The sequence below is a fragment of the Lysobacter sp. TAB13 genome (genome assembly GCF_052113885.1).
GTDB lineage: Bacteria > Pseudomonadota > Gammaproteobacteria > Xanthomonadales > Xanthomonadaceae > Lysobacter > Lysobacter gummosus.
The window spans coordinates 1-392 of record NZ_JBFRDR010000312.1 but is presented as its reverse complement, the minus strand read 5'-3'; the positions used below and the strand labels follow the sequence as shown (position 1 = coordinate 392).

Sequence of the window (392 nt, the reverse complement as noted above, 5' to 3'; positions counted from 1 at the left end):
GTCTTAAGGAACGCATGGGGCAGGCAGCAGAGGCCGCCTGAAGCGCATCAGCCCGCGCGAAGCTCTCTCATATCCGCAAGGGCGCCCCGCATCGCGTCCGCGCTGGGCTGTGCTTGCAAGGGCTCGCCGAAGAGATGCAGCCGATTGCGGCCCGACGCCTTGGCGACATAGAGCGCAGAATCGGCTTCGGCGAAACTGCGGTCGGGATCATGGTGTCGGCCCGGGAGCAGCATCGTCGCTCCGATCGAGGCACTGATCTCGATCAGACGCCCGTTCCAGGTGACAGGGCGCGAGAGCGCCGCGAGGGCCTGGTTCAGTCGGTGCAGGATATGAGACCAGCCGGCGGTCGAGCAGATCAGCAGCGCGAACTCATCTCCGCCGATGCGGGCGAT

Annotated in this window: 1 protein-coding gene; it reads right to left on the bottom strand. The window is 66.1% G+C overall.

All coding sequences use genetic code 11. The annotated features are described in order from the left end of the window. Window positions 1-47 precede the first annotated feature (47 nt). Window positions 48-392 (bottom strand): diguanylate cyclase domain-containing protein (locus AB4Y92_RS26310; protein ID WP_441822299.1); only part of this gene is annotated, 345 nt, incomplete at its 5' end.